Origin of the sequence: Enterobacter sp. 5-4 (genome assembly GCF_000612205.1) — a bacterium.
Taxonomy (GTDB): Bacteria; Pseudomonadota; Gammaproteobacteria; order Enterobacterales; family Enterobacteriaceae; genus Enterobacter; species Enterobacter roggenkampii.
Map to the genome: position 1 here is coordinate 148,195 of NZ_JFHW01000026.1, position 20,574 is coordinate 168,768.

Genomic DNA, 20,574 nt, shown 5'->3' on the forward strand with positions numbered 1-20,574 from the left:
AGTGGCTCATTACAGTGTGAAGGAGAGACGTAGCGCCAGGGCGGCGAGCGTCACAAACAGGACCGGCAGCGTCATGATGATGCCCGTCCGGAAATAGCCGCCCCAGGTAATCGTCATGTTTTTCTGCGCCAGCACGTGGAGCCAGAGCAGGGTGGCGAGACTACCAATAGGCGTGATTTTTGGCCCCAGATCGCAGCCAATCACGTTGGCGTAAATCATCGCGTCCTTTATCAACCCTGTTGCCGTGCTGCCGTCAATGGAGAGCGCGCCAATCAGCACCGTGGGCATATTGTTCATTATGGATGACAGGAACGCGGTGATGAACCCGGTTCCCAGCGTGGTGGCCCACAGCCCGTGTCCGGCCAGGCTATTCAGTACGCCTGTGAGAGAGTCCGTCAGCCCGGCATTACGCAGGCCATACACCACCAGATACATCCCCAGCGAGAAGATGACGATCTGCCACGGCGCGCCGCGCAGCACTTTTCCGGTATTTATCGCATGTCCGCGTTTTGCGACAGCGAATAAAATCAGCGCGCCGACGGTCGCAATGGCGCTGACCGGAATGCCGAGAGGTTCAAGCACGAAGAAACCGACGAGCAGAAGAAGGAGGACGATCCAGCCCGTTCTGAACGTCGGGAGGTCGTGAATGGCCCGCGCAGGCTCCTGGAGTTTCGCCAGGTCATATTCTGGAGGAATTTCCTTGCGAAAGAACAGGTGCAGCATGACCAGCGTTGCGGCAATCGCGGCGATATCCACCGGGATCATCACCGAAGCGTATTCGCTGAACCCCAGCGTGAAGAAGTCTGCCGAGACGATGTTGACCAGGTTGGAGACAATCAGCGGCAGGCTGGCGGTATCGGCGATAAAACCTGCCGCCATCACAAACGCCAGCGTGGCCTGTTTGCTGAACCCCAGCGCCAGCAGCATGGCGATGACGATAGGCGTGAGGATCAGCGCCGCGCCGTCATTAGCAAACAGCGCTGCGACGGCTGCGCCCAGCAGGATAATCCAGGTAAACAGCAATCGCCCTCGACCTTTCCCCCAGCGAGCGACGTGCAGCGCTGCCCACTCGAAAAAGCCGGACTCATCCAGCAGCAGACTGATAATGATGACGGCGATAAACGTTGCCGTGGCGTTCCAGACGATATTCCAGACTACCGGAATATCGTTAATGTGAATTACGCCGCTGGCCAGCGCCAGCACGGCGCCAAGAGTCGCGCTCCAGCCGATACTCAGTCCTTTGGGCTGCCAGATGACCAGCACCAGCGTAAACAGAAAAATTGCCCCTGCCAGAAACATCGCTTACTCCGTTATATCTGTTTTTGTGAATGTGTTGCAATTAGCACGAACCCGGAAGCCGGTTTTTCAGCTTCATACGCGTCTCTTCCCGCAGGCAGTTCCCGCTGGTGTCGATAACGGCTGCCGCCCATGCAGGCATGTTGGGAGAGAGACGGTAATGGACCCACTTACCCTCGCGACGGTCGATCACCAGCCCGGACTCGCGCAGCAGCGCCATATGGCGGGAAACCTTCGGCTGAGATTCGGCGGTGGCGGCGCAGAGATCGCAGACGCACAGCTCGCCCGCTTCGCGGAGCAGCATGACGATGGCGAGCCGCGTTTCGTCGGAGAGGGTTTTGAAGAGGTGGAGTGGGTGGAGCATTCGGTCATCCTGAATGTCTTTAATCATATGCATTAAATCATATGTGTTTATGGCTGGCGAGAGAAGAGGGAAAAGCAGGAAGGATAGAAAAACTCAGGGAGGGCTTGTTGAAGGTCAAAATAGTCTTTTATGGCTTGCCCGGACCAATCCTGACAGTCATGGGAAAGAAACCGTCCCCTGGAACGGTTTCATTTTATCTGCTCACTTTCAACACTCTTCTGTGCTCAGGCGCAACAGCGATCGTTCCAGGTGTCACGGTAAATGATATTCCCCTCCGTGTACTTCCATGAGATAGCTTCATAACGCAATTCGAGTGTTTCAAGATGGGTGCTGCTCATCCCGTTAGGGGTCAGGAAGGGTGCCACTGTCGTGAACTTAACGTTTTCCATCACGATATTGAAATATTCGGCCTCGATACCGGACTCCAGAATACGGTACATCTTAATAATCCCCTTCTTCATCACTCGCCCTTCGCACACGGCTCGGTAAAGAAGTGGGGTAGTCTGATCAAATTCTTTGATTATCGTAATAGGGCGATGGACGCGCGTGCCGGTGAGCTTGCCCCAACTTGGGTCAACCGGAATGGTTACGCCATGGGAGAACGATTTCAGTTCTATGGAACCATGACGGGTGGGCATCATACAGCTACCAACAATTGGCGAGCCGTTCTCGTCCTCAAGCCAGAGATGTGCGGGTGTAGACATGTCATTTCCTTATTAGCAAACGTGAAGCTTTTATGGTCCTCAATGCCATATCCAGTAAGCCAGCCCCAGTGTGACCAGGTAAAACAGGAGGATGAATCCCTGGCTAACCTCAGGGAAGTAAACGTCAAGGACATAGCCAAAAATGAACGCGAGGATGATGGGTAGATAAGTCCAGAAGAAAAACTGGGCCTGAGATTTGAGCCAGCGTCTTAGAAAGCCCATTAGTGCCTGCCCATGAGCTTCAGGATAGTGTCAGCAGCATCATAAGGGCTTTGACTGTCGGTCCATTGATGGGTTAGCACGCCCGCGCGCATAAAAGCAGGTTCCACCAGGAAATACATCATTTCCAGTTCTCGCAGGTACAACGCTTGATAGTAGGCGGGATGCATCACTTGCAAGCGATGAGCGCTGTCAGCGGCCTGTTGCACAATCCCATATATCCCCAGCCCGCCAATAGCCGCGCCCGTTAATCCTGAAACGACCTTTAACCCTGAAGGTGGAAGGGTTATATAAAGGCAAACAGTCGATGTGACCCCTGCAGAGAATGAATAAGAGGTTAGCGTGCTGGTGGATATATAAACGTTAGCGCGCATTAGAGCATGCTGTATCCCTGATAATTCTGCCGGGGAATAATCCTTAACCAGCTCCTCAACGTACGTGTTGATTAGGTCAAAGACGATGTTCCAGCGAGAAACGAGATGGAATATGCCCTTTCGGAAGCGAGTGTCCTCCAGGTTTTGTCGGGTGCATACATCGTAATATTCATCAGTAAAGCAGGAAGTGTAGTACAGCAGGCGTTGGGCACCGGCACCTATATTACTCAGCTGGCTCTTTACTTCTTCACCTACCGCGCGTACCGCCTGGTCCAGCTTCATGGCCAGTATTTTTTGGCTCTGAAGCTGGCGGATGATCTCTTCAGAATGGTACATGCTTACTGACCTCGCACTTCAGCTCACTTGAGCGATCTTTTGCTGCATTCCCCAAGACCGGAATTGCCATTACTGAGCTTGAAAACTGCATTCCTGTCCCCTCCATAGTGTTTCTATCCGCTCCAGCGTATGCCCGTAACTAATATGGAAGTTCAAAGCAGATCATGTTTATGAAAAACAGGGGATTTTTAGGAGAATGACCTGATATTTTTTAATCTAAATACGATTTATCGGGAGGTTTTAGGGCGAATAGATGAGTTCAATACTGAGTGGCGCGTTCCAAAGCCCAAATGGATTGCAGGAACAGTTAGCTGACTAATATAGACCCGCCGCTGGCTGGTTTTTTATTACCTGTTACAGCTATATAAGTTCTGCCGCGACGATGTCACTATGCAGGGGAACGTGGCGGCATAAAGCATTAATTTACAGAGTGGTAATTTTCAGGCAACAAAAAACCCATCAACCTTGAACCAAAACGGCGGGGTTGATGGGCTCCACAAATTGGGGACATCAAAGAAAAGCAGTGGCACTAGTTATGACTGCCCCCTGATAAAAAAGTTCTGCGCGTAACGAAAATATTTTCCGCCACGCGCATTCTTAGGAGTTATCCGAGCCCCGGCCAGATGATGATGATCAGCGTACCCGCCAGCGTGAGCAGTACGTTAGCGATAGCATAGGTGCCCGCATAGCCCAGCGCCGGAATGTTGCTGCGCGCGGTGTCGCTGATGATTTCCATAGCAGGCGCACAGGTACGCGCCCCCATCATCGCCCCGAAGAGCAAGGCGCGGTTCATGCGCAGCACGTAGGCGCCGAACAGGAAGCAGATCACCACCGGCACCAGGCTGACGATAAGTCCGGAAACCAACATCTGCCAGCCAACGGCGCCGAGGCTGTGGCCAATGCCGCTGCCCGCGCTTAAGCCGACGCCCGCCATAAAGACCATCAGACCGAACTCTTTCACCATGTTCAGCGCGCCCTGCGGAATGTAGCCGAAGGTCGGGTGGTTCGCTCGCAGGAAGCCCAGCATGATCCCGGCGAACAGCAGCCCGGCGGCGTTACCGATGCCGAAGCTAAAGTTGCTGAACTGGAAGGTGATCATCCCGATCATCAGGCCAACGATAAAGAAGGCGCAGAAGGCCAGCAGGTCGGTGACCTGGCTGTGAATGGAGATAAAGCCGATGCGGTCGGCCACGGTTTTCACGCGGCGGGCGTCGCCGCTGACCTGCAGAACGTCGCCTTTGTTGAGCACCACGTTGTCGTCGATCGGCATCTCAATCTGGCTGCGGATCACGCGGTTGAGGAAGCAACCGTGGTCGGTCAGCTTCAGCTGCGCCAGGCGACGGCCCACGGCGTTATGGTTTTTCACCACGATCTCTTCGGTGACGATGCGCATGTCGAGCAGGTCGCGGTCGAACACCTCTTTGCCGTTACGGAAGCTCGGGTCGAGACGGGCGTGGGCGTCCGGGTAACCGACCAGCGCGATGTCGTCGCCCATCTGCAGCACCGCGTCGCCGTCCGGGTTCGCCAGAATGCCGTTGCGGCGGATACGTTCGATGTAGCAGCCCGTCTGGCGGTAAATCCCCAGCTCGCGCAGATTTTTGCCGTCTGCCCATGCCACCAGCTCCGGCCCGACGCGGTAGGCGCGGATCACCGGGAGATAAACTTTACGTTTGGAGTCGGTATCCAGACCGCGCTCGCGGGCGATTTGCTGGGCGCTGGTCTGCAGATCCTGATGCTGCAGTTTTGGCAGGTAGCGTGCGCCAACGATCAGGCTTACCAGACCAATCAGATAGGTCAGGGCATAGCCCAGGCTCAGGTGGTCGAGGGCGGTGGAGAGCTGTTCCCCGGCCATCCCGGAGTGGCGCAGGGTATCACCGGCACCCACCAGCACCGGGGTGGAGGTCATCGAACCTGCCAGCATACCGGCCGTTAGCCCGATATCCCAGCCAAACAGTTTACCCAGCCCTAACGCGATCAGCAGCGCGCTGCCGACCATCACCAGCGCCAGCATCAGATAATTTTTGCCGTCGCGGAAGAAAATAGAAAAAAAGTTCGGCCCCGCTTCCACGCCAACACAAAAAATAAACAGCATAAAACCTAAGTTGAGCGCGTCCGTGTTAATGCTGAAGTGCTGCTGGCCTAATAATAAGGAGACGACTAAAACGCCAATGGAATTACCGAGTTGAACCGAACCCAGGCGCAATTTACCCAGGCAAAGACCCAGCGCCAGTACCACAAATAATAACAGGATGTAATTCCCATTTAACAAGTCTGCGACGTTTATATTCACGGAGGCTAACTTCTTGTTTACCAGTAAGTTGTTGAATGAAAGGACTTTTTGGGCTACTGTTTTTTGGGTCAGGGAAAAGCGTTAACGCTCCCTGTTTCCTGCTTTATTCCCTAAAACATTAGCTGGCGTGTAGTTTAATCGCATTAGCTACTGACAGCTACTGATTATCGCATCACCCTGTGCGTACTTTGGCAAGGATTGCCGCATTGCTTTATCTGACTGGGCGTCTACCCGACGAAAGTGTATTTGATAGAGATAAGTCAGGAGGATAGGTTGAATATGAAACGAAACTGGGCGGGGGTGATCAGCTGCTTTTTGCTGTTCACGGTCGTATGCATGTCGCTTGCTTTTAACGTGAAAGGGGCATTCAGGGCGTCGGGTCATCCGGAGCTCGGGTTGCTCTTTTTTACCCTGCCGGGGGCAGCTGCCAGTTTTCTCTCCCGTAAAGGGGAGGTGGTGAAGCCACTGCTGGGCGCCATGCTGGCCGCGCCGCTCTGTTTGCTGATGATGCGCTTGCTGTATATCTCTACGCGGAGTTTCTGGCAGGAGCTGGCGTGGTTGATGAGCGCTGTTTTCTGGTGCGCCCTTGGCGCGCTCTGCTACTTATTTGTGCGCAGTCTGCTTCATAACCGACGGCACCACAAATAAAAACGCCCTCTCGGTGAGGGCGTCCTTTCATTTCATTACTGGGCAGCAAACAGGCCCAGGTGCTCTTTGGCGTAAGCTTCAAAGTCGGTGCAGCCGCCAATGTGTTTCTGATCGAGGAAGATCTGCGGTACGGTTTCAACCGGCTTACCGACAGTTTTTTCCAGATCGGCTTTGGTGATGCCTTCCGCGTGGATGTCCACATAGCGGAAGTTGAAGTCATCGCGCTCTTCGGTCAGTTTCTCAGCCAACTCTTTCGCGCGCACACAGTAAGGGCACCCTGGACGACCAAAAATAACTGCAAACATTTCTCTCTCCTCAAAAAAACAAGCCTGACGGCGAATGACACGTATAGTGCCCCATAACCTGTCGTCATTAAAGAAGGTTTCGCCTGTCGTTATAATATCTATGAGCTATGTTTCGCCAATTACACCGCGCATATCATTGCCTATACTGGCTGCCATACGGTTTAAGCAAGACAAAGAGAGATAAGATGACGCCAACCATAGACCTGCTCCTTTCCCATCGTTCCATTCGCCACTTCACCGATGAGCCGATTACCGATGCGCAGCGCGAAGCGATTATTAACAGCGCAAGGGCGACCTCCAGCTCCAGCTTCCTGCAGTGCAGCTCCATTATCCGCATTACCGACCCGGCGATGCGTGAACAGCTGGTGACGCTGACCGGCGGGCAGAAGCATGTGGCTCAGGCTGCCGAGTTCTGGGTATTCTGCGCCGACTTTAACCGCCACCTGCAGATCTGCCCTGAGGCCGAGCTGGGCCTGGCCGAACAGCTGCTGCTGGGCGTGGTGGATACCGCGCTGATGGCGCAAAACGCCTTTACGGCGGCGGAGTCGCTGGGGTTAGGCGGCGTTTACATTGGCGGCCTGCGTAACAACATTCAAAGTGTGACCGACCTGCTGAAGCTGCCAAAACACGTGCTGCCGCTGTTTGGCCTGTGCCTTGGCTGGCCGGCGGATAACCCGGATCTGAAGCCGCGCATTCCTGCGGCGATGCTGGTGCATGAAAACCACTACCAGCCGGTCGATCAGGACGTCTTGAATCACTACGACGAAGAGCTGGCGAACTACTACATGACGCGCGGCAGCAATAACCGTCGCGACACCTGGACGGACCATATTCGCCGCACCATCATTAAAGAAAATCGCCCGTTTATTCTTGATTACCTGCACAAACAGGGCTGGGCGACGCGATAGTCCATTTATCCTGCGCCTGCCTGCGTATATGATACGCAGGCTTTTTCCATGTCTTCAGAGAGGTGCAGGGTGAAAATTGCCATATTGTCCCGGGATGGAACGCTCTATTCATGTAAGCGCCTGCGAGAAGCGGCGGCGAAACGCGGGCATCAGGTTGAAATCCTCGACCCGATGTCCTGCTATATGAACATCGATCCGGCCGCCTCGTCGATTCACTACAAAGGCCGCAAGCTGCCGCACTTTGATGCGGTGATCCCCCGCATCGGCTCCCAGATTACCTATTACGGCACCGCCGCGCTGCGCCAGTTCGAGATGCTGGGCAGCTACCCGCTCAACGAATCCGTCGCCATTTCCCGCGCCCGCGACAAGCTGCGCTCGCTGCAGCTTCTTGCCCGTCAGGGGATCGATCTTCCCGTCACCGGGATTGCCCATTCCCCGGACGACACCAGCGATCTGATCGACATGGTGGGCGGCGCGCCTTTGGTGATCAAGCTGGTGGAAGGCACGCAGGGCATTGGCGTGGTGCTGGCGGAGACCCGTCAGGCGGCGGAGAGCGTGATTGATGCCTTCCGGGGCCTCAATGCCCACATTCTGGTGCAGGAGTATATCGAAGAGGCGAAAGGGCGCGATATTCGCTGTTTTGTGGTGGGTAACGAGGTCGTAGCGGCTATCGAGCGGCAGGCCAAAGAGGGCGATTTCCGCTCTAATCTTCACCGCGGCGGCATTGCCAGAATCGCCGATATCAGCGATCGCGAACGGGAAATTGCCGTGAAAGCGGCGCAAACCCTGGGGCTGGACGTGGCGGGTGTAGATCTTCTGCGGGCGACGCGTGGGCCGCTGGTCATGGAGGTGAACGCCTCGCCGGGGCTGGAAGGTGTGGAAAAAACCACAGGGGTCGATATTGCGGGTAAAATGATCTTATGGATCGAGCGTCATGCGACGCCGGGCTACTGTCTGAAAACGGGTGGTTAAATGGATTACCGCGCGCTTTTTAAGTACCCTATGCGAAGTTTTTATTAAAGAGGCTGCATCGCGATGGATTTACAGGTCGTACCTACACTGGATACGTTACGTCAATGGCTTGATGATGCCGGAATTACGTTCTTCGAATGTGATTCCTGCCAGGCGCTGCATCTGCCTCATATGCAGAATTTCGACGGCATTTTCGATGCCAAAATCGATCTGATTAACGACGTGATCCTTTTCTCCGCGCTGGCCGAAGTGAAGCCCTCCGCGCTGCTGGCGCTGGCTTCCGACCTGTCGGCAATCAATGCCAGTTCTTTGACGGTGAAGGCATTTCTCGACATACAGGATGATAATCTGCCAAAACTGGTCGTTTGCCAGTCTTTATTCTCCGGGGCAGGGCTGTCGTTCAAGCAGTTCGCCTGGTTTATGCGCTTGAGCGAAGAGCAAATTTCCATGGTTATGATGGAAGCCAATGCACACCATCTGCTGTATAGCGCGGAAGATGATGCAGAGAATAATGATGCATCTCCCAATTTTCTTCACTAAGCCTGTCTGACTTTTGCGCAGTCGCTGCCATAGCGGCTGCAGAAGGCCATTTTTTCTGCTGCTTTTAACCTTTCTTTAAAGAATTATTCACCTCCCTGAAGGCCGTTTCGGCTTATCACGTAGACTTAACCTGCATAAAAAATTGATAAAAGGCGTTTTTTCGTCTGGGCTATAGCCGGGGACACGGGCTACAGTTATTCTTGCGATGCTTAAAAAAGCGAGCGGAAGCTGCCGGGTAAAGAGGTTTCTTTTTATTTTGAGCAGAGCGACAAACTATGCATGATTTTTGCATATATCCTGATTGCACAGTTTTAGTTCGTTTGTTAACGAGCTTTCAGAAGGAATAACACTATGATCGCCTTGAATAAAAAATGGTTATCGGGTCTGGTTGCGGGTGCTCTGATGGCCGTCTCTGCCGGCACGCTCGCTGCGGAACAAAAAACGCTGCACGTTTATAACTGGTCTGACTATATTGCGCCGGACACGGTGGCAAATTTTGAAAAAGAGACCGGCATTAAAGTCGTCTACGACGTGTTCGATTCCAATGAAGTGCTGGAAGGAAAGCTGATGGCGGGCAGCACCGGGTTCGACCTCGTGGTGCCTTCCGCAAGCTTCCTGGAGCGCCAGCTGACGGCAGGCGTCTTCCAGCCGCTGGATAAGAGCAAATTACCGAACTGGAAAAATCTCGATCCGGAAGTGCTGAAGCTGGTGGCTAAGCACGACCCGGACAACAAATACGCGATGCCTTACCTGTGGGCGACCACCGGTATCGGCTACAACGTGGATAAAGTCAAAGCCGCGCTGGGCCCGGACGTGAAGCTGGACAGCTGGGACGTGGTGCTGAAGCCGGAAAACCTTGAGAAGCTGAAAAGCTGCGGCGTCTCCTTCCTCGATGCGCCGGAAGAGATTTTCGCGACCGTGCTGAACTACCTGGGCAAAGATCCGAACAGCAATAAGGCCGATGATTACACAGGCCCGGCGACCGATCTGCTGCTGAAGCTGCGTCCAAACATTCGTTACTTCCACTCGTCCCAGTACATCAACGACCTGGCGAACGGCGACATCTGCGTCGCGATCGGCTGGGCAGGGGACGTATGGCAGGCGGCGAACCGCGCGAAAGAGGCGAAAAACGGCGTGAACGTCTCCTACTTCATTCCGAAAGAGGGGGCGCTGGCCTTCTTCGACGTCTTCGCGATGCCGGCTGACGCCAAAAACAAAGACGAAGCGTATCAGTTCCTCAACTACCTGATGCGTCCTGAGGTTATCGCCCACATCAGCGACCACGTTTACTACGCGAACGGTAACAAGGCCTCCGTGCCGCTGGTGAGCGAAGAGATCCGTAATAACCCGGCTATCTATCCGCCAGCGGATGTGTTCGCCAAGCTCTTCACCCTGAAAGTCCAGGATCCAAAAATTGACCGCGTGCGTACCCGCGCGTGGACCAAGGTGAAAAGCGGTAAATAACCCTTTGTCACAGGCCGGGCAAGCGAAGCGCCCCCGGCAACAGGCGCACCGTTCTGGTGCGCCTGCACCATGATTTGATCTCTACCGGAGAACACCCCGTGAATGACGCGATCCCCCGCCCGCAGGCGAAAGTCCGTAAAGCGCTGACCCCGCTTCTTGAAATTCGTAACCTCACCAAATCTTTCGATGGCCAGCATGCCGTGGACGACGTCAGCCTGACGATCTATAAAGGCGAAATTTTTGCCCTTCTGGGGGCCTCTGGCTGTGGTAAATCGACCCTGCTGCGTATGCTGGCCGGTTTTGAACAGCCCACCGCCGGGCAGATCGTGCTCGACGGCGTGGACCTCTCCAGCGTGCCGCCGTATCAGCGCCCGATCAACATGATGTTCCAGTCCTACGCGCTGTTCCCGCATATGACGGTGGAGCAGAACATCGCCTTTGGCCTGAAGCAGGACAAGCTGCCGAAGGCTGAAATTACCGCGCGCGTGGCAGAGATGCTGAGCCTGGTGCACATGCAGGAGTTCGCGAAGCGTAAGCCGCACCAGCTCTCCGGCGGCCAGCGCCAGCGCGTGGCCCTGGCCCGCAGCCTGGCAAAACGCCCGAAACTGCTGCTGCTTGATGAGCCGATGGGCGCGCTGGATAAAAAGCTGCGCGACCGTATGCAGCTTGAAGTAGTCGATATCCTCGAGCGCGTGGGCGTGACCTGCGTGATGGTCACCCACGACCAGGAAGAGGCCATGACCATGGCCGGGCGTATCGCCATCATGAACCGCGGGAAGTTCGTGCAGATTGGCGAGCCGGAAGAGATTTATGAGCATCCGACCACCCGCTACAGCGCGGAGTTCATCGGCTCGGTTAACGTCTTCGAGGGGCTGCTGAAAGATCGTCAGGAAGACGGTCTGGTCATCGAATCGCCGGGGCTGCAGCATCCGCTTAAGGTCGATCCGGATAACTCCGTGGTGGATAACGTGCCGGTCTACGTCGCGCTGCGTCCGGAGAAGATCATGCTCTGTGAGGATCCGCCTGCCGATGGCTATAACTTTGCCGTGGGCGAAGTGGTGCACATTGCCTATCTGGGCGATCTCTCCATCTACCACGTGCGCCTGAAAAGCGGGCAGATGCTCAGCGCGCAGTTACAGAACGAACATCGCTACCGCAAGGGGCAGCCTACCTGGGGCGACGAAGTGCGCCTGTGTTGGGATGCAGACAGTTGCGTTGTGCTGACGGTATAAGGAGCGGCCAATGAGTACACTTGAACCTCCAGCCCGCGTCGAAAAGCCGGGCGGCTTTGCCCACTGGCTGACGCGCATGCAGATGAAGCACGGCCGCAAGCTGGTGATCGCCATGCCATACGTGTGGCTGATCCTGCTGTTCCTGCTGCCGTTCCTGATTGTTTTCAAGATAAGCCTGGCGGAAATGGCGCGGGCGATCCCGCCTTACACCAACCTGCTGGACTGGGCCGACGGGCAGCTGACGCTGACCTTAAACCTGGGTAACTTCCTGCAGCTCACCGACGATCCGCTCTATTTCGAAGCCTATCTGCAGTCGCTGCAGGTAGCGGCGATCTCGACGCTCTGCTGTCTGGTGATGGGCTATCCGCTGGCGTGGGCGGTGGCGCACAGCAAGCCGTCGACGCGTAACATCCTGCTGCTGCTGGTGATCCTGCCGTCGTGGACCTCGTTCCTGATCCGCGTTTACGCCTGGATGGGGATCCTGAAAAACAATGGCGTGCTGAATAACTTTCTCATGTGGCTCGGGGTTATCGATCAGCCGCTGACGATCCTGCACACCAACCTCGCGGTCTATATCGGCATTGTGTACGCCTACCTGCCGTTTATGGTGCTGCCGATCTACACGGCGCTGACGCGCATTGATTATTCGCTGGTGGAAGCGTCGCTCGATCTCGGCGCCCGCCCGTTAAAAACCTTCTTCAGCGTCATTGTCCCGCTGACCAAAGGCGGCATTATCGCCGGGTCAATGCTGGTCTTTATCCCGGCGGTAGGGGAGTTTGTGATCCCTGAACTGCTCGGCGGCCCGGACAGCATCATGATTGGCCGCGTGCTGTGGCAGGAGTTCTTCAATAACCGCGACTGGCCGGTGGCGTCGGCGGTGGCGATTGTCATGCTGCTGCTGCTGATCGTGCCGATCATGTGGTTCCACAAGCATCAGCAGAAACAGATGGGAGATCGCGGATGAACAACTTACCGGTAGTGCGCTCCCCGTGGCGAATTGCGATCCTGGTCATCGGCTTTACCTTCCTGTATGCGCCGATGCTGATGCTGGTGATCTACTCGTTCAACAGCTCCAAACTGGTGACGGTCTGGGCAGGCTGGTCGACGCGCTGGTACAGCGAGCTGTTCCACGATGATGCGATGATGAGCGCGGTGGGGCTGAGCCTGACCATTGCGGCGCTGGCGGCGACCATGGCGTCCGTGCTGGGCACGATCGCCGCGCTGGTGATGGTGCGCTTCGGGCGTTTTCGCGGTTCGAACGGCTTCGCCTTTATGATCACCGCCCCGCTGGTTATGCCGGACGTGATCACCGGTCTCGCGCTGCTGCTGCTGTTCGTGGCCCTGGCGCATGCCATCGGCTGGCCGGCGGATCGCGGGATGCTCACCATCTGGCTGGCGCACGTCACCTTCTGTACCGCCTATGTCGCGGTGGTGATCGCCTCGCGCCTGCGCGAGCTGGATCGCTCCATTGAAGAGGCGGCGATGGATCTCGGCGCGACGCCGCTGAAGGTCTTTTTCATCATCACGCTGCCGATGATTATGCCGGCGGTGATCTCTGGCTGGCTGCTGGCGTTTACCCTGTCGCTCGACGATCTGGTGATCGCCAGCTTTGTTTCCGGCCCGGGGGCGACGACGCTGCCGATGCTGGTCTTCTCCAGCGTGCGCATGGGGGTCAACCCGGAGATCAACGCCCTGGCCTCTATCATCCTCGGCGTGGTCGGAATTGTCGGATTTATCGCCTGGTATTTGATGGCGCGCGCGGAAAAACAGCGCGTGCGCGATATCCAGCGTGCAAGACGCGGCTGAAGGATTTAAAATTTCCAGTGATGTGCCGCGCATGACGCGGCACTGTTTTTCAGGGAAGTAAAACATTGGGATTATTAAAAAAATCACGTATTACGCACGCGCGTCCTAACGTACCTGCACTGGTTCAGGTGGCGGCGCTCGCCATTATTATGATCCGCTGCCTGGACGTGCTGATGATTTTAAACACCCTGGGCGTGCGCGGCATCGGTGAATTCATTCACCGCAGCGTGCAGACGTGGAATCTGACGCTGGTCTTTTTGAGCAGCCTGGTGCTGGTGTTTATCGAGATTTACTGCGCGTTTTCGCTGGTCAAAGGGCGCAACTGGGCGCGCTGGGTCTATCTGCTGACGCAGATTACCGCGGCGAGCTATCTGTGGGCCGCCTCGCTGGGCTACGGCTACCCGGAGCTGTTCAGCATTGCCGGTGAATCCAAACGTGAGATCCTGCGCGCGCTGTTTATGCAAAAGCTGCCGGATATGCTGGTGCTCTGTCTCCTCTTCGTTCCGGCCTCCAGTCGGCGGTTCTTCCGCCTGCAATAATGTGTATAATCGCAGCCCTCGTGATTCTTAAGGTTTTGATATGCAGTGCGCACTCTATGACGCCGGACGCTGCCGCTCCTGTCAGTGGATAGAACAGCCGGTCTCTCAACAACTCACCGCCAAAATGGCCGACCTGCAACAGCTGCTGGCAGCACACGCGGTGGGCGAGTGGTGCGCACCCGTCAGCGGCCCGGAACAGGGTTTTCGCAACAAAGCCAAAATGGTGGTCAGCGGCAGCGTAGAAAAACCGCTGCTGGGAATGCTGCACCGCGACGGCACGCCGGAAGACTTAACCGACTGCCCGCTGTATCCCGACTCCTTTGCACCGGTCTTTGCCGCGCTTAAGCCGTTTATTGCCCGGGCGGGGTTAACGCCCTATAACGTGGCCCGCAAGCGCGGCGAGCTGAAATACCTTCTGCTGACCGAAAGCCAGATCGACGGCGGCATGATGCTGCGCTTCGTGCTGCGCTCTGAAACTAAGCTTGAGCAGCTGCGCGCGGCCCTGCCGTGGCTGCAGGCGCAGCTTCCGCAGCTGAAGGTCATTACGGCGAACATTCAGCCGGTGCATATGGCGATCATGGAAGGGGAGAAAGAGATTTTCTTCACCGACCAGCACGCGCTGGCGGAGCGCTTCAACGGCGTGCCGCTGTGGATCCGCCCGCAAAGCTTCTTCCAGACCAACCCGACCGTGGCAAGCCGCCTGTACGCCACCGCCCGCGACTGGGTGCGTGCGTTGAACGTTCACCATATGTGGGATCTGTTCTGCGGCGTGGGCGGGTTTGGCCTGCACTGCGCCACGCCGGAGATGCAGCTCACCGGGATTGAGATCTCTGCCGAAGCGATTGCCTGCGCGAAGCAGTCTGCCTCTGAGCTGGGGTTAACGAATCTGCGCTTCCAGGCGCTCGACTCCACGCAGTTCGCCACCGGCCAGGGCAACGTGCCGGAGCTGGTGCTGGTTAACCCGCCGCGCCGCGGCATCGGGAATGTGCTATGCGACTACCTGAGCCAGATGGCGCCGGAATACATCATCTATTCCAGCTGCAACGCGCAGACCATGGCGAAAGACATCGCTCAACTGCCGGGCTATCGCATTGAACGCGTTCAGCTTTTCGATATGTTCCCGCACACCGCACATTATGAAGTGTTGACGTTGTTAACCCGTAGGCCGGGCAAGGCGTAGCCGCCACCCGGCATGACCCCCGCACAATGTTCAACAAAATGTGAACTCTTCATCCCGGCGAAATCAGGTAAGCTTACGTCATAAGACATGAATATAGGCTTACCCATGAAGCAGATCCTGCTGGTAGAAGACGACCACGATATCGCGGCGCTTCTGCGACTCAATTTAGAAGACGAAGGCTACGCCATCACCCACGAGCCCGACGGGGGCAACGCCTTACAGCGTCTTGAAGCCCAGACGTGGGATGCGGTGATCCTCGACCTGATGCTGCCCAACGTTGACGGTCTGGAGATTTGCCGCCGCATCCGTCAGATGACGCGCTACCTGCCGGTGATCATCATCAGCGCCCGCAGCAGCGAAACCGACCGCATTACCGGGCTGGAAACCGGCGCCGATGACTATCTGGCAAAACCGTTCTCCGTGCAGGAGCTGATTGCGCGGATCAAAGCGCTGTTTCGTCGCCAGCAGGCGATGGGGCAGGCGCAAACTGACGGACATATTCAGGCGCACGGGCTGACCATCGATCCGCTGGCGCGCAGCGTGCTGCTTCACGGCCAGGTGGTGGACCTCACCCCGCGCGAGTTCGAGCTGCTCTACTTCTTTGCCCGTCATCCCGGTGAGGTGTTCTCCCGTCTGGCGCTGCTGGAGCAGGTCTGGGGCTACCAGCACGAAGGCTACGAGCACACCGTCAACACCCATATCAACCGCCTGCGCATCAAGATAGAGAAGGACGCCGCCGAGCCGGAGATCATTCGCACCGTCTGGGGCAAGGGCTACAAATTTGCGGAGCCGCAGCATGATGCGTCGCTTTAGCCTGAGCCAGCGCCTGACGCTGCTCTTCATCCTGCTGATGATGCTCTGCGCCGCCGTCGCCTGCGCGGTCCAGCTCTACAGCAGCATGCAGTACGGTAATGCGATGGTGCAGCGGTTATCGGGCGGGCTGGCGCAGCAGATCGTCCAGCGCGAACCGATTCTGGATGCGCAGGGCAGGGTCGACCGCAGCGCGCTGAAACCGCTGTTTGGCCGGCTGATGACCTTTAATCCGAGCGTTGAGCTCTACGTTGTCTCCCCGGACGGCGATATCCTCGCCGACGCTGCCCCGCCGGGCCATATTCAGCGGCAAAAAATCGATCTGGCACCGGTGCAGAGCTTCCTGAGCGGCACCGCCATGCCGGTACTGGGCGACGATCCGCGCAGTCAAAATCAAAAAGTCTTTAGCGCCACGCCGCTGCGGCAGGACGGCGAGCTAAAAGGCTATCTGTACATTATTTTGCAGGGCGAGGAGTCAAACGCCCTGGCGGAAATGGCCTGGCACAAGGCGCTGTGGAGTACCGTCCTGTGGTCGCTGCTGTGGGTCGCGCTGTTTGGGCTGCTGGCAGGGCTGCTGGTCTGGTACTGGGTCACGCGCCCGGTCAAACAGCTGACGGTGGAGGTCGCCGGGCTGGAGCAGGACAGCATAAGCGCCATCAGGCTGCTGGCGGGACAGACGCCGGACGCGGCGGCAAAAGATGAGGTGGCGATCCTGCGCAACAGCTTTATCGAGCTGGCGCGCAAAATCACCCAACAGTGGGATCGGCTGGCCGACAGCGATCGTCAGCGTCGTGAGTTTATCGCCAATATTTCGCACGATCTCCGCACGCCGCTCACCTCGCTGCTGGGCTATCTCGAAACCCTGTCGCTCAAATCCGCCACCCTGACGCCGCAGGAGCATCAGCAGTATCTCGCCACCGCGCTGCGTCAGGGGCAAAAAGTCCGGCATCTTTCGCAGCAGCTTTTTGAGCTGGCGCGCCTTGAACACGGCGGTATTAAACCCCAGCGCGAGCGGTTCGCAATGGCGGAGCTGATTTCCGACGTGGCGCAGAAGTTTGAGCTCACGGCCCGCACGCGCGAGGTCAATCTGCATATTGACGTGCCGGGGCCGCTGCCGATGGTAAACGCCGATGTGTCGATGATTGAACGCGTGGTGACCAACCTGCTGGATAACGCGATGCGCCATACGCCTGGCGGCGGAGAAATTCGCCTGGCGGTGTGGCAGGAAAATGAACAGCTGCAGGTCGAAGTGTCCGACAGCGGAACGGGCGTGGATGCCGCGCTGCGCGACGATCTGTTCCAGCGGCCGTCGGCGCTCAACACCCAGGCGTCGAGAGAGAATCGCGGCGGGTTAGGGCTGCTGATTGTGAAACGGATGCTGGAGCTGCACGGCGGCGGGATCAGGCTGATGGAGTCGGCGAGCGGGGCGCGGTTCAGGTTCTTTGTGCCGCTGTGAGAGAGTGCCGGGTGGCGCTGCGCTTACCCGGCACAACTCCCCCCGTAGGCCGGGTAAGGCGAAGCCGTCACCCGGCAAAAGACATTACTGCGGGAACCACTGTTCGCTAATTTTCTGGTACGTCCCGTCCGCTTTAATCGCTTTCAGCGCGCCGTTCAGTTTTTCCAGCAGGGCTTTGTTATCCGGACGTACCGCAATGCCGAGGCCCGTGCCGAAGTACTGCGGGTCGGTCACTTTTTCCGTTGCGGTGCCCAGCTGCGGGTTGGTTTTCAGCCATTCGTTCACCACGGCGGTATCGCCGAAGACGCCGTCGATACGGCCATTTTTCAGGTCGATAATCGCGTTCTGGTAGCTGTCATAGGCCACGGTCTTCACTTCCGGATGTTTGTCCTGGAGATATTTCTGGTGCGTGGTGCCGTTTTCCATCCCGATGCGTTTGCCTTTCAGCTGCTCGAAAGAGGTATACGCGCCTTTCTTCGCAATCACCACCGCCGAGTTGGCGTAGTACGGGTCGGTGAACGCGACCTGCTTGCTGCGCTCAGGCGTGATGTCCATCCCGGAGATCACCGCGTCGTATTTTTTGAACTTCAGCGACGGGATCAGGCTGTCAAAAGCATGGTTAGTAAAGGTGCAGTCGGCCTGCATCTGTTTGCACAGCGCTTTCGCCAGATCGATATCGAAACCGACGATCTGGTTGCTGGCATCCAGCGATTCAAACGGCGGATAGGTGGCGGAGACGCCGAAATTGATTTTATCCGCAGCGGATGCGCCAGCGGCGAAGGTGGCGAGTAATGCGGCCAGAACTAACTTTTTCATTGTAATGCTCCCGTCTGTCTTATTGATGCGCCGTGTCTGCGGCCTGGATGTACAATGCCAGTTAATGAATTTGTATGCAATAAAAATGATTAAGTATTGTGTTGAGCGCGAAAAAAAAGCGGATAACCCATCAGGTTACCCGCTCCATGAATACCGTTTTATGCACTTGCGCGGTTAATTCCTGCGCTCAAACGCCAGCGCTTTACGCTCAATAAGGCGCATCATCAGCGTCAGCAGACCGTTCACCACCAGATAGACCACGCCCGCCGCACCGAACACCATCACGTCATAGGTGCGCCCGTACAGCAGCTGTCCGTGTCCCATCACCTCCATCAGGGTGATGGTATAGGCCAGCGAGGTACTCTTGAACACCAGCACCACTTCGTTGGAGTAGGAGGAGAGCGCGCGCTTAAAGGCGTACGGCAGCAGGATCGCCAGCGTGTCCTTCTTGCTCATGCCCAGCGCCCCGCAGGACTGCCACTGGCCTTCCGGAATGGCGCGGATCGCACCAAAGAACAGCTGGGTGGTATAGGCCGCGCTGTTCAGCGAAAGGGCAATCAGGGCACACAGCCATGGCTCAGAGAGCAGATGCCAGATAACCGGATATTCCTGCAGCGACGGGAACTGGCCCGGGCCGTAGTAAATCAGGAAGATCTGCACCAGCAGCGGCGTACCGGTAAACAGGGTGATGTACCCGCGCACAATCCACACCAGCACCGGCGTTTTCAGCGTCAGGATGATGGTGAAGATGAGCGCCAGGATCAGCGCCACGATAATGGACGCCACGGTCAGCGTCAGGCTGGTGTGCAGCCCTTTCATCAACTCGGGAAAGTATTCAAGCATCAGCCTGGTCTCCGTTCAAAGCGCGTCGCTCGCAGGTCAATACGCTTGAGGATGTACTGACTGAGCAACGTGATCACCAGGTAGATTGCCGCCGCCACAATGTACCAGGTAAACGGCTCCTGGGTACGGGTGGCGATGCTTTTGGTTTGCAGCATCAGATCGTTAACGCTGATCAGGCTCACCAGCGCGGTATCTTTCAGCAGCACCAGCCACTGGTTGCCGAGGCCCGGCAGGGCATGACGCCACATCTGCGGCATCACCAGACGGAAGAAGATGGCGGATTTCGACAACCCTAACGCCTGACCCGACTCCCACTGTCCCTGCGGCACGGCCTTCAGCGCACCGCGCAGGGTTTGCGACGCGTACGCGGAGTAGAGCAGGGAGAGCGCAATGACGCCGCACAGGAACGGGCTGACGTCGAAGTTGTCAATCTGCATCTGCACCGGGATCTGCGCAAAGCCGAGATTAATCGTGAAGCCGTCCGACAGCGTGAGCAGCAGCTGCGAGGAACCGAAATAGATGAACAGGACCACCAGAATTTCCGGTAGCCCACGCAGCACGGTGACCAGCGCGGAGCCTGCCCAGGCGACGGGGAACCATTTCGCGGATTCCCACACCGCAAAGAACATCGCCAGCACCAGGCCGATAATCAGTGCGCAAACGGCAAGGCCGACGGTCATCCCGGCGGCGCTTGCTAAAGGAAAAATTTCATTCATCAGGAATTACTTCTGGAACCATTTTTTGTAGATGGTTTCGTAGGTGCCGTCTTTCTTCACTTTTTCCAGCGCAGCGTTGAATTTCTGCTGCAGCTCAGTGTTGCCCTGACGAACGGCAATCCCCAGACCGGTACCGAAGTAGTCCTTATCGGTCACTTTGTCGCCCACTGGCGCCAGCTTGTCGTTGGCTTTCAGCCACTCGGTCACGACAGCGGTATCGCCAAATACGCCGTCGATACGGCCATTCTGCAGATCCAGCTTCGCGTTCTGGTAGCTGTCATATGGCACGGTGGTGATTTCCGGATGCTTATCCATGATGAATTTCTGGTGCGTGGTACCGTTCTGCACGCCCACTTTTTTGCCTTTCAGCTGATCGACAGAGGTGAATTTGCCTTTCTGACCAATGAACAGGGCAGAGTTATCGTAGTAAGGGGTGGTGAACAGCACCTGCTTTTCACGCTCCGGGGTGATGTCCATACCGGCCATTACGGCGTCGATACGGCGGAACTTCAGGCTTGGGATCAGGCTGTCGAACGCCTGGTTGCTGAAGGTGCAGGTCGCATCGATCTCTTTACACAGGGCGTTAGCCAGGTCCACGTCAAAGCCAACAATTTTGTTGTTCGCATCAATGGATTCAAACGGAGGGTAAGAGGCTTCCGTGGCGAAACGAATGGTCTGAGCTGCGGTAGCGGAAAGGGTAACGCCAGCAAGCAGCACGGCAAGTAATACTTTTTTCATTATATTTCCCCTGACACA

General features: G+C 56.7%; 22 protein-coding genes. 12 read left to right on the forward strand and 10 right to left on the reverse strand.

Translation table 11 applies throughout. The annotated features are described in order from the left end of the window. Positions 1–9: 9 nt before the first annotated feature. From AA74_RS0117450 to AA74_RS0117475, 5 genes are all read right to left on the reverse strand, one after another. Entirely contained in the window at positions 10–1,299 is a 1,290-nt protein-coding gene (locus AA74_RS0117450) for an arsenic transporter (protein ID WP_025912897.1), read from the reverse strand. A gap of 40 nt (positions 1,300–1,339) precedes the next feature. Beyond that, the gene (locus AA74_RS0117455; RefSeq protein WP_025912898.1) at positions 1,340–1,660 is read right to left on the reverse strand and encodes a metalloregulator ArsR/SmtB family transcription factor; all 321 of its coding nucleotides are present in this window, start codon (positions 1,658–1,660) and stop codon (positions 1,340–1,342) included. Positions 1,661–1,884: 224 nt separating this feature from the next. Next, a complete protein-coding gene (locus tag AA74_RS0117460) occupies positions 1,885–2,364 on the reverse strand; it encodes a type VI secretion system tube protein TssD (RefSeq protein WP_021240935.1) in 480 nt (159 codons plus the stop codon). A 221-nt stretch (positions 2,365–2,585) separates the two neighbouring features. Further along, positions 2,586–3,293 carry a hypothetical protein gene (locus AA74_RS0117470; protein ID WP_025912900.1) on the reverse strand — a complete coding sequence of 236 codons (708 nt, stop codon included), beginning with the start codon at positions 3,291–3,293 and terminating at the stop codon, positions 2,586–2,588. Positions 3,294–3,897: 604 nt separating this feature from the next. Then, a complete protein-coding gene (locus AA74_RS0117475; protein WP_008503440.1) occupies positions 3,898–5,583 on the reverse strand; it encodes an aspartate:alanine antiporter in 1,686 nt (561 codons plus the stop codon). A gap of 273 nt (positions 5,584–5,856) precedes the next feature. On the opposite strand from AA74_RS0117475, the gene AA74_RS0117480 reads away from it, so the two are divergent. Then, the gene (locus AA74_RS0117480) at positions 5,857–6,231 is read left to right on the forward strand and encodes an inner membrane protein YbjM (RefSeq protein ID WP_025912901.1); all 375 of its coding nucleotides are present in this window, start codon (positions 5,857–5,859) and stop codon (positions 6,229–6,231) included. Between the two features lie 35 nt (positions 6,232–6,266). Here the strand turns inward: AA74_RS0117480 and AA74_RS0117485 are convergent, their stop codons facing one another. Then, complete coding sequence (locus AA74_RS0117485) at positions 6,267–6,536, reverse strand: GrxA family glutaredoxin (RefSeq protein WP_006809455.1); 270 nt, start codon at positions 6,534–6,536, stop codon at positions 6,267–6,269. 185 nt (positions 6,537–6,721) lie between these two features. On the opposite strand from AA74_RS0117485, the gene nfsA reads away from it, so the two are divergent. From nfsA to AA74_RS0117540, 11 genes are all read left to right on the forward strand, one after another. Continuing rightward, positions 6,722–7,444 (forward strand): nitroreductase NfsA, encoded by a 723-nt coding sequence (nfsA, locus tag AA74_RS0117490; protein WP_008503442.1) that lies wholly within the window; start codon positions 6,722–6,724, stop codon positions 7,442–7,444. Between the two features lie 69 nt (positions 7,445–7,513). Next, the gene (rimK, locus tag AA74_RS0117495; RefSeq protein ID WP_021240931.1) at positions 7,514–8,416 is read left to right on the forward strand and encodes a 30S ribosomal protein S6--L-glutamate ligase; all 903 of its coding nucleotides are present in this window, start codon (positions 7,514–7,516) and stop codon (positions 8,414–8,416) included. A 63-nt stretch (positions 8,417–8,479) separates the two neighbouring features. Then, a complete protein-coding gene (locus tag AA74_RS0117500) occupies positions 8,480–8,956 on the forward strand; it encodes a YbjN domain-containing protein (protein ID WP_003858385.1) in 477 nt (158 codons plus the stop codon). 351 nt (positions 8,957–9,307) lie between these two features. After that, entirely contained in the window at positions 9,308–10,420 is a 1,113-nt protein-coding gene (gene potF / locus AA74_RS0117505; protein WP_008503444.1) for a spermidine/putrescine ABC transporter substrate-binding protein PotF, read from the forward strand. 98 nt (positions 10,421–10,518) lie between these two features. Further along, a complete protein-coding gene (gene potG, locus AA74_RS0117510; RefSeq protein ID WP_021240929.1) occupies positions 10,519–11,652 on the forward strand; it encodes a putrescine ABC transporter ATP-binding subunit PotG in 1,134 nt (377 codons plus the stop codon). A 10-nt stretch (positions 11,653–11,662) separates the two neighbouring features. Continuing rightward, entirely contained in the window at positions 11,663–12,616 is a 954-nt protein-coding gene (gene potH / locus AA74_RS0117515) for a putrescine ABC transporter permease PotH (RefSeq protein WP_021240928.1), read from the forward strand. Then, positions 12,613–13,458 (forward strand): putrescine ABC transporter permease PotI, encoded by an 846-nt coding sequence (gene potI, locus AA74_RS0117520; RefSeq protein WP_008503447.1) that lies wholly within the window; start codon positions 12,613–12,615, stop codon positions 13,456–13,458. Before potH ends, potI begins: the two co-directional genes overlap by 4 nt. Positions 13,459–13,523: 65 nt before the next feature. Then, positions 13,524–13,997 (forward strand): YbjO family protein, encoded by a 474-nt coding sequence (locus tag AA74_RS0117525; RefSeq protein WP_021240927.1) that lies wholly within the window; start codon positions 13,524–13,526, stop codon positions 13,995–13,997. A gap of 40 nt (positions 13,998–14,037) precedes the next feature. Next, positions 14,038–15,177, forward strand: a complete 1,140-nt coding sequence (gene rlmC / locus AA74_RS0117530) for a 23S rRNA (uracil(747)-C(5))-methyltransferase RlmC (RefSeq protein WP_025912903.1) — start codon at positions 14,038–14,040, stop codon at positions 15,175–15,177. A gap of 105 nt (positions 15,178–15,282) precedes the next feature. Continuing rightward, positions 15,283–15,990, forward strand: a complete 708-nt coding sequence (locus AA74_RS0117535; RefSeq protein ID WP_025912904.1) for a response regulator transcription factor — start codon at positions 15,283–15,285, stop codon at positions 15,988–15,990. Beyond that, on the forward strand, positions 15,974–17,443 hold the full coding sequence (locus AA74_RS0117540; RefSeq protein WP_025912905.1) for an ATP-binding protein: 1,470 nt from the start codon (positions 15,974–15,976) through the stop codon (positions 17,441–17,443). Before AA74_RS0117535 ends, AA74_RS0117540 begins: the two co-directional genes overlap by 17 nt. 84 nt (positions 17,444–17,527) lie before the next feature. On the opposite strand, the gene artJ is transcribed toward AA74_RS0117540, so the two are convergent. From artJ to artI, 4 genes are all read right to left on the reverse strand, one after another. Continuing rightward, complete coding sequence (artJ, locus tag AA74_RS0117545; RefSeq protein WP_025912906.1) at positions 17,528–18,259, reverse strand: arginine ABC transporter substrate-binding protein ArtJ; 732 nt, start codon at positions 18,257–18,259, stop codon at positions 17,528–17,530. Positions 18,260–18,433: 174 nt separating this feature from the next. Then, on the reverse strand, positions 18,434–19,102 hold the full coding sequence (artM, locus tag AA74_RS0117550) for an arginine ABC transporter permease ArtM (protein ID WP_008500034.1): 669 nt from the start codon (positions 19,100–19,102) through the stop codon (positions 18,434–18,436). Then, positions 19,102–19,818 carry an arginine ABC transporter permease ArtQ gene (gene artQ / locus AA74_RS0117555; protein ID WP_025912907.1) on the reverse strand — a complete coding sequence of 239 codons (717 nt, stop codon included), beginning with the start codon at positions 19,816–19,818 and terminating at the stop codon, positions 19,102–19,104. Before artQ ends, artM begins: the two co-directional genes overlap by 1 nt. A gap of 6 nt (positions 19,819–19,824) precedes the next feature. Next, on the reverse strand, positions 19,825–20,556 hold the full coding sequence (gene artI, locus AA74_RS0117560) for an arginine ABC transporter substrate-binding protein ArtI (RefSeq protein WP_008500032.1): 732 nt from the start codon (positions 20,554–20,556) through the stop codon (positions 19,825–19,827). Positions 20,557–20,574: the final 18 nt, after the last annotated feature.

Coding starts and splice junctions, on each gene's coding strand:
- nfsA (WP_008503442.1), top strand. CDS start 6,722: ATGACGCCAACCATAGACCTGCTCCTTTCCCATCGTTCCATTCGCCAC.
- AA74_RS0117455 (WP_025912898.1), bottom strand. CDS start 1,660: ATGCTCCACCCACTCCACCTCTTCAAAACCCTCTCCGACGAAACGCGG.
- AA74_RS0117470 (WP_025912900.1), bottom strand. CDS start 3,293: ATGTACCATTCTGAAGAGATCATCCGCCAGCTTCAGAGCCAAAAAATA.
- AA74_RS0117540 (WP_025912905.1), top strand. CDS start 15,974: ATGATGCGTCGCTTTAGCCTGAGCCAGCGCCTGACGCTGCTCTTCATC.
- rlmC (WP_025912903.1), top strand. CDS start 14,038: ATGCAGTGCGCACTCTATGACGCCGGACGCTGCCGCTCCTGTCAGTGG.
- artM (WP_008500034.1), bottom strand. CDS start 19,102: ATGCTTGAATACTTTCCCGAGTTGATGAAAGGGCTGCACACCAGCCTG.
- potF (WP_008503444.1), top strand. CDS start 9,308: ATGATCGCCTTGAATAAAAAATGGTTATCGGGTCTGGTTGCGGGTGCT.
- AA74_RS0117500 (WP_003858385.1), top strand. CDS start 8,480: ATGGATTTACAGGTCGTACCTACACTGGATACGTTACGTCAATGGCTT.
- AA74_RS0117485 (WP_006809455.1), bottom strand. CDS start 6,536: ATGTTTGCAGTTATTTTTGGTCGTCCAGGGTGCCCTTACTGTGTGCGC.
- AA74_RS0117535 (WP_025912904.1), top strand. CDS start 15,283: ATGAAGCAGATCCTGCTGGTAGAAGACGACCACGATATCGCGGCGCTT.
- AA74_RS0117450 (WP_025912897.1), bottom strand. CDS start 1,299: ATGTTTCTGGCAGGGGCAATTTTTCTGTTTACGCTGGTGCTGGTCATC.
- potI (WP_008503447.1), top strand. CDS start 12,613: ATGAACAACTTACCGGTAGTGCGCTCCCCGTGGCGAATTGCGATCCTG.
- artI (WP_008500032.1), bottom strand. CDS start 20,556: ATGAAAAAAGTATTACTTGCCGTGCTGCTTGCTGGCGTTACCCTTTCC.
- artJ (WP_025912906.1), bottom strand. CDS start 18,259: ATGAAAAAGTTAGTTCTGGCCGCATTACTCGCCACCTTCGCCGCTGGC.
- AA74_RS0117460 (WP_021240935.1), bottom strand. CDS start 2,364: ATGTCTACACCCGCACATCTCTGGCTTGAGGACGAGAACGGCTCGCCA.
- artQ (WP_025912907.1), bottom strand. CDS start 19,818: ATGAATGAAATTTTTCCTTTAGCAAGCGCCGCCGGGATGACCGTCGGC.
- potH (WP_021240928.1), top strand. CDS start 11,663: ATGAGTACACTTGAACCTCCAGCCCGCGTCGAAAAGCCGGGCGGCTTT.